A 7,241-nucleotide genomic window follows, 5' to 3' on the forward strand; every position below is an offset into this window, starting at 1 on the left:
CTGTCAGCGTAGCTGACTGGGGGAGAGACCGCAGCGAAGCCGAAAAAAGCATCAGCCGAAGGCTGATTCGACGGCTTCGCGGGCCTGATGGCCACGATCTCTCCCTCCGCCACGCTTCGCGTGCCACCTCCCTCGTCAGAGGGAGGTCCTGGATTCGACCAATACAAAAAGGACAACCAAGTGGCAGACGAAAACAACAACGACGGCGAGACCGGGCAGAACGACGAGCGTGCGGAACGCTCGATGGAGCCCACCAGCCCGCAGGCAGGCGAGAAACTCGTACTGGACGAGAACCGCGTGCAGCACACCGACATCCAGCAGGAGATGCGCCAGTCGTACCTCGACTACGCCATCTCCGTGATCGTGGAACGAGCGCTTCCGGACGTGCGCGACGGCATGAAGCCGGTGCACCGTCGCATCGTGTACGCGATGTACGACGGCGGCTACCGGCCCGACCGCGGCTACTCCAAGTGCGCCCGACCGGTCGCCGACGTGATGGGCAACTACCATCCGCATGGCGACGCCGCCATCTACGATTCGCTCGTGCGCATGGCCCAGCCGTGGTCCATGCGCTACACGCTGGTCGACGGTCAGGGAAACTTTGGCTCGGCCGGTGACGATCCGCCCGCCGCCATGCGTTACACGGAGTGCCGCATGATGCCGCTCGCCATGGAGATGGTGCGCGACATCGACAAGGACACCGTGGACTTCGTGCCCAACTACGACGGACGCACGCAGGAGCCGACCGTGCTGCCCGCGCGCTTCCCGAACCTGCTGGCGAACGGCTCATCCGGTATCGCAGTCGGCATGGCCACGAACATCCCGCCGCACAACATGCGGGAGCTGGGCGAGGGCGTGCATTGGGCGCTCGACCATCCGGACGCGAGCCGCGAGGAGCTGCTCAACGCGCTCATCGGCATCATCAAGGGGCCGGACTTCCCCACGGGCGCCACGATTCTCGGCCACAAGGGCATCGAGCAGGCATACCGCACCGGTCGCGGCCTCATCACCATGCGCGCCGTGGTCAACACCGAGGAGATCAGGGGACGCATGTGCCTCGTGGTCACCGAGCTGCCGTACCAGGTGAACCCGGACCGTCTGGCCGCCTCCATCCGCGAAGGAGTGCGTGACGGCAAGATCCAGGGCATCGCCGACATGCGTGACGAGACCTCCGGCCGCACCGGCCAGCGCCTCGTGCTCGTGCTCAAGCGCGACGCCGTGCCGAAGGTCGTGCTCAACAACCTGTACAAGCACTCCCAGCTGCAGCAGACGTTCGGCGCGAACATGCTGGCGCTCGTGGACGGCGTGCCGCGCACGCTCTCCCTCGACGCGTTCATCCGCCACTGGGTGAACCACCAGCTCGAAGTGATCGAACGCCGCACCCGCTACCTCAAGCGCGAGGCCGAGGAGCGCGACCACATCCTGCAGGGCTATCTCAAGGCGCTCGACATGATTGAGGAGGTCATCGCCCTCATCCGCCGCTCCCCCACCGTGGAGGCCGCCCGCAGCGGGCTCATGGAGCTGCTGGACGTGGACCAGGTGCAGGCCGACGCCATCCTCGCCATGCAGCTGCGCCGTCTCGCCGCGCTCGAACGCCAGAAGATCCTCGATGAGCACAACGAGCTGATGCGCAAGATCGCCGACTACGAGGACATCCTCGCCAAGCCGGAACGCCAGCGCCAGATCGTGGGCGACGAGCTCGACGAGATCGTCGACAAGTACGGCGACGACCGTCGCACGAAGATCCTCCCGTTCTCCGGCGAAGTGAACATGGAGGACCTGATCGCGGAGGAGAACGTGGTCGTCACCGTCACGCACTCCGGCTACATCAAGCGCACCAAGGCCGACGAATACCGTGCACAGCACCGTGGAGGCAAGGGCGTCAAGGGAGCGCGTCTGCGTGAGAACGACGTGGTGGACCACTTCTTCCTCACCAGCACGCACAACTGGCTGCTGTTCTTCACCAACGCGGGCCGCGTGTACCGTCTCAAGGGCTATGAGCTTCCCGAGGGCTCCCGCGACTCCAAGGGCCAGCATGTGGCGAACCTGTTGCAGCTCGCCCCCGAGGAGAAGATCCAGCAGGTGCTGTCGATCCCGAACTACGAGGTCGCCGACTATCTCGTCCTCGCCACCCGCAGCGGCAAGGTCAAGAAGACCCGTCTCGCGGAATACGATTCCCCGCGTCAGGGCGGCCTGATCGCCGTACGGCTCATGGAATCCGGGGACGGGACGAACGACGAGCTCGTGGGTGCCGCGCTGTGCAACGCCGATGACGACATCATCCTCGTCTCGCGCAAGGGCATGAGTCTCAAGTTCTCCGCCGACGACGGCCAGCTTCGTCCCATGGGACGCCAGACCGCGGGCGTGCAGGGCATGAAGTTCCGCGACGGCGACGAGCTGCTCGCCATGGACGTGGTCCCCGAACAGTCCGGTGACGACCTGCTCGTCGTCACCGACGAGGGCTTCGCCAAGCGCACCGCCATCTCCGAATACCGTCTGCAGGGCCGTAACGGCTACGGCGTGAAGGCCGTGCAGCTGGCCGAAGGCCGAGGCTCGCTGGTCGGCGCCCTCGTGGTGAACGAGGAGGACCAGGTCATGGCCATCATGAAGTCCGGCAAGGTGATCCGCTCCGACGTTGCCGAGGTCAAACGCACCGGCCGCACCACGCAGGGCGTCACACTCGCCAAGCCGGACAAGGGCGACGAGATCCTCTCCATCGCACGCAATGCGGAGCGGGATGACGATGCTGACGAGGATTCCGCGGTGGCTCAGGGCTCCGGCGCGAACGATGGCGAAACCGTGGAAACGCCGTCCGCACAGGCTCCCACGTCCGAAAATGCTGGTAACCTCAGTGCAGCAGAAGACAGCGCTGAATGAGATCTGAAGGAGAATCGATGAGCGAACAGTCCAAGCCACAGCCTCGCGAGGCGCGTACGTCCCGCTCCGCTGCATCCAACCAGCTGATTTCCGAGGACAATCTCCAGCAGCACGATGAGGCCCCCGCCTCGTTCAAGCCGAACAACGGCCGTGCCGGCAAGCAGCCGGGCGAACGCAAGTCCAGCATCCCGCGCGCACGCCGCATGAAGCTGTCGCTGACCAAGATCGATCCATGGTCGGTCACCAAGGTGTCCTTCCTGCTGGCCATCGCCGGCGGCATCATCCAGGTGGTCGCCATGGCCGCCGTGTGGGCGTTGCTGAACTCCATCGGCCTGTTCGACAACATCACGCAGATCGTGTCCACCACGGGTCTGGACAGCAGCGGTGTCGACGTCGCCGGATTCCTCAGCCTCAGCAAGGTGCTGAGCGTGACCACGATCTTCTCCATCTTCGAGGTCGTGCTCATCACGGTGCTCGCCACCATCGGCGCGTTCATCTACAACCTCGTCAGCGCTCTCGTCGGCGGCGTCCATCTGACGCTCGGCGACGACTGACGCCCGACATCCCCTTCTCAAAGGCGCTCCTACGGGAGCGCCTTTTTCATTACGTTTGTCGACATGCCACGGATAGGAACCGTGGGATGTCGATTCGTGCCGCCCGGTACAGTGGGGGCCATGACGAACGACGATGGGATTGACGACTTGAAATATATGTATGCAAAACACTGCATATAGTAAAACTGGATATAATATCAGCTATATATAGTAGAAACGCCGAATCGTGGAATAAAAAGTCAGAAAATGCTATTGTTACTCATTACATGAACGAGGGATGACTCGACCGGCTCTTTCGTAGCGTGAAGCGGTCTCCCAGAAAGCGGGTGGATTCTCACGGATCCGCCCGCTTTCTCTTTTTCCTGAAAAGGAGAGGCGATGGCTGGCGTACGAGCCGATACTCCAACGCCGGGACGCCGGCGCAACGCAATGACCGCGGAGGAACAGTGCAATGTCATGGCTCAGCATGGCGTTACGTTCCAGAAGTGCAGCAGAGAGGACGCCAAGCGTTTTCTTCAAGACAATACCTACTTCTTCAAGCTCAAGGCGTTTGACAACAACTTCCAGCATGATGCCAACGGCGTATACCGTAATTTGGATTTCGCCTATCTGCAGGATCTGTCTACCATCGATTTCGAATTGAGGGTTTTAATCTTGCGCATGACGGGAGATATCGAACATGCGCTTCGGATACGTTTCAACAACCTCATCTCTCGCGTAAATGAAGACGGTTATAAGGTGATACGCGATTATGAACGGGATCAGCGGACGTTTTATGCGCGCCAAGGGAAAACATACGATTCCGATGGGAATTATCAGAAGTCCATATATACCGCGGGCATGATTGACAAGTACCTCGACAGCAAACCAATATGGCTGTTCTGGGAGACCTGTACGCTCAACAACCTCATCCACTGCTATCGGTCGTTCCTACGGCATCGGCAATTTCAAGATGCCACCTATTCGCTGCTGTACGGAGTGCGTCTGTTGCGGAACGCAGCATCGCATCATAATTGCCTGCTCATACCACCTTCGGAACAGGTTAATCAGACTGAAGATCTGAATGTCATGCTTCGACGACTTCTGATTGATGAGACGGAACTTGTCGAAACCACTCTTCAACTCGCAAAGACGGATCCGCTGATCCATGATTTCGCATGTGTTCTACTTGCTCATGCCAACCTTGTCAAAAGCAGAGGAATGCGTTCTCATGTTATAGAGCAGATTGATGGTTTTCTAACGCGAATGCAGCGGCATGGGGAATGGTATCGGGATCCGGAGAGCGGTTGCAATCATCTCGTACGGCGACTGGACGCCATTCAGTTGCTGCTTTCCAGCATCGTGGAGTTCAACAGGAATCGCGATGCTGGAACGCTAACGAAGACTCAGCAACATATCTTGGAACAGCCAAACAGAAAGCCTGTGCGTCACGGAAGAAGGCGCGCCAGCAGAAAGGCTCGTCTTGGTCAGGATGCAGCCTGCTAGTCGTGATGCCATTCGGCTTGTTGATGTGTCCGACTTTTTCATGAGGCGGACATGCTACGTTTCGGGAGGTTTGTGCTGCATCGATAGTTGGCAGCCTTGACATACGGATACTGAAATCAATCCCCTAATCCACGAAAACAGCGCTTGCCTCCTTATAGTGCTCTTTCATGAGACAGACGGGAAACCGTGTGAATCGTGATTCGTGCCGACCGGTACAGTGGGGGCCATGACGAACGACGACGGGATTGACGACACGGCGCAGGCGACGGAGCCGGCTCCCTCTGATGAGGGAGCTGTCGAGTGCAGCGAGACTGAGGGAGAGACGACACCCCGCATGGTGAAGCTTAAGGATTTGCTGATGCTGGACGTCGTGCCCGAGCGTATTACCGATACCGTCAATGAGACGTTCGTGACGGTGCGTTCCAAGTGTGGCGGAGCTGTGAAGCGTCCCATCAAGGATGGCAAGATTCCGGTGGCGTTTACGGGATACCGCATTCACGCCGGACAGTTGATCTACTCACGCATCGATGCACGGAACAACGCATTCGCCATTGTTCCGGAGGAACTCGACGGAGCCGTGGTCAGTAAGGATTTCCCGGTATTCCGCATGGACGAGGAACGAATTCTTCCTGATTACCTGATGCATTTCTTCCGGACTGGTCAGTTGCAGCGCGTCATTCAGCAACACAGCAAAGGCATAACCAACCGGCAACGTATCAGGGAGGATGAGCTTCTCGCATTCCCCGTCCCACTTCCGCCGTTGGATGAGCAGCGCCGTATCGTCTCCATCCTCGACCGCGCCGACGCCATCCGTACCAAGCGCCGTCAGGTCCTCGCCGCCTACGACGAACTCCCACGCTCCCTCTTCGCAGAGATGTTCGGTAATGTCACTGAGAAAGTTCGTCTCGTCCGATATGTGAGAGAGTTCGTATCGGGGAAGAGCCTTGTGAGTGATGAGCTTTCCGATAACACGGTTCTTAAAACGAGCGCGGTTGCTGCTAATAGTTTTGATGGGAACCAAGTGAAGTATCTTCCCGCTGGATATGTACCGAAGGAAGCACACCGGGTCAAGGTGGGAGATGTCCTTATCAATCGGAAGAACACGATGCAGCTTGTGGGTTCTGCAGGATATGTCTGGGATGTGTCGGATAACGTGTTTCTTCCTGATTTGTTATGGAAAGCCGACATCGAAGAGTCTTCTTGTAATCCTGTTTTCCTGTGGCAGTTGCTGATTAGCGGGCCCGTGCGTCAGAGGATTCGTGACATGGCTACAGGTGCTCACAGCAGCATGGTGAATATAACGAAGAAGAAGATGCTGGACCTGCCGGTGAAATTCGTTCCCCTCGCCCTCCAGCGTGAGTTCGCGGAGCGGGTAGCCGCCATCGAGGCGTCGCGTAGGAAGGTGGAGCGGGCCCTCGACCTCGACGAGGAGCTGTTCGCCTCCCTACAGTCCCGCGTGTTCCGGAGTGGAATCTGAGGCGGTACCGTCTCTCCCTCCGTCAGGAGAAGTTGAGGAGGAATGGTTGAACGTGTTGTTGATGGCATAGTGGTGTTTTCAAGTTTGAGTGCCTGCCAAACCTGAAATTTACGAGCCTTCGCCAGTTTGTGTGGTGGGGTGTTGAGCCTCGGCGTCGTGGCCGGGGCTTTTGTGTGTGCGGGTATGGAAGGGGCGTTCGCCTGTTAGGTTTGTTTCCGCCAAGAAATGGAACCGAAGAACAGGGGAACGCCTATGCCCACCATATCAGCCGGCGCGCTCAAGCGCATGCTGCATCTGCCCGCCAACGTCGTGATCGGCACGCCCCGCATCGAACGGGATCGCGCCGGCCGTGAGATCGTCGTCGTCCCGGTCCGCCCGTATGCGAGGGACACGGGCCGGTGCGCCGAATGCGGCGGGCATGGCCGGCCGTATGACCGTCTGCCCACGCGACGATGGCGGCATCTCGACATCGGCTGCGCGAGGCTTTTCCTGGAGTACGCGCCGCGGCGCGTGGCCTGCGCCGGGCATGGCGTGACGGTCGCGATGGTGCCGTGGGCGAGACGCAGGAGCGCGTACACGTACGACTTCGAACAACAGGTCGCGTGGCTGAGCGTGCACGCGCCGCGCAGCGCCGTGTCGGCGCTGACGCGCGTCGACTGGAAGAGCGTGGGGCCCGTGTGCAGGAGGGTCGCCGACGACCTGCGGGCCGAACAGGGGGCGGGTCTGTTCGATCAGCTGCGTTCCATCGGTGTGGACGAGACCAGCTACAGAAAGGGCCACAAGTACATGACGGTCGTCGTCGACCACGACCGCGGCAGGGTCGTGTGGATGCATCAGGGCCACGGGGA

Annotated in this window: 5 protein-coding genes; all 5 read left to right on the top strand. The window is 59.9% G+C overall.

Annotation, left to right across the window (positions count from 1 at the left end; all coding sequences use genetic code 11):
- The first annotated feature begins 180 nt into the window (after positions 1-180).
- Positions 181-2,877, top strand: a complete 2,697-nt coding sequence (gene gyrA, locus DF200_RS03115; RefSeq protein WP_109136833.1) for a DNA gyrase subunit A — start codon at positions 181-183, stop codon at positions 2,875-2,877.
- Positions 2,878-2,894: 17 nt separating this feature from the next.
- The gene (locus DF200_RS03120) at positions 2,895-3,431 is read left to right on the top strand and encodes a DUF3566 domain-containing protein (RefSeq protein WP_109136834.1); all 537 of its coding nucleotides are present in this window, start codon (positions 2,895-2,897) and stop codon (positions 3,429-3,431) included.
- Positions 3,432-3,809: 378 nt separating this feature from the next.
- Entirely contained in the window at positions 3,810-4,916 is a 1,107-nt protein-coding gene (locus tag DF200_RS03125; protein ID WP_109136835.1) for an Abi family protein, read from the top strand.
- Between the two features lie 226 nt (positions 4,917-5,142).
- Positions 5,143-6,393, top strand: a complete 1,251-nt coding sequence (locus DF200_RS03130; protein ID WP_109136836.1) for a restriction endonuclease subunit S — start codon at positions 5,143-5,145, stop codon at positions 6,391-6,393.
- 252 nt (positions 6,394-6,645) lie between these two features.
- The coding region (locus DF200_RS03135) for a helix-turn-helix domain-containing protein (RefSeq protein ID WP_170112474.1) at positions 6,646-7,241 on the top strand (596 nt) is incomplete at its 3' end.

Origin of the sequence: Bifidobacterium catulorum (genome assembly GCF_003129925.1) — a bacterium.
Lineage (GTDB): Bacteria > Actinomycetota > Actinomycetes > Actinomycetales > Bifidobacteriaceae > Galliscardovia > Galliscardovia catulorum.

Coding starts and splice junctions, on each gene's coding strand:
- DF200_RS03125 (WP_109136835.1), top strand. CDS start 3,810: ATGGCTGGCGTACGAGCCGATACTCCAACGCCGGGACGCCGGCGCAAC.
- DF200_RS03130 (WP_109136836.1), top strand. CDS start 5,143: ATGACGAACGACGACGGGATTGACGACACGGCGCAGGCGACGGAGCCG.
- DF200_RS03120 (WP_109136834.1), top strand. CDS start 2,895: ATGAGCGAACAGTCCAAGCCACAGCCTCGCGAGGCGCGTACGTCCCGC.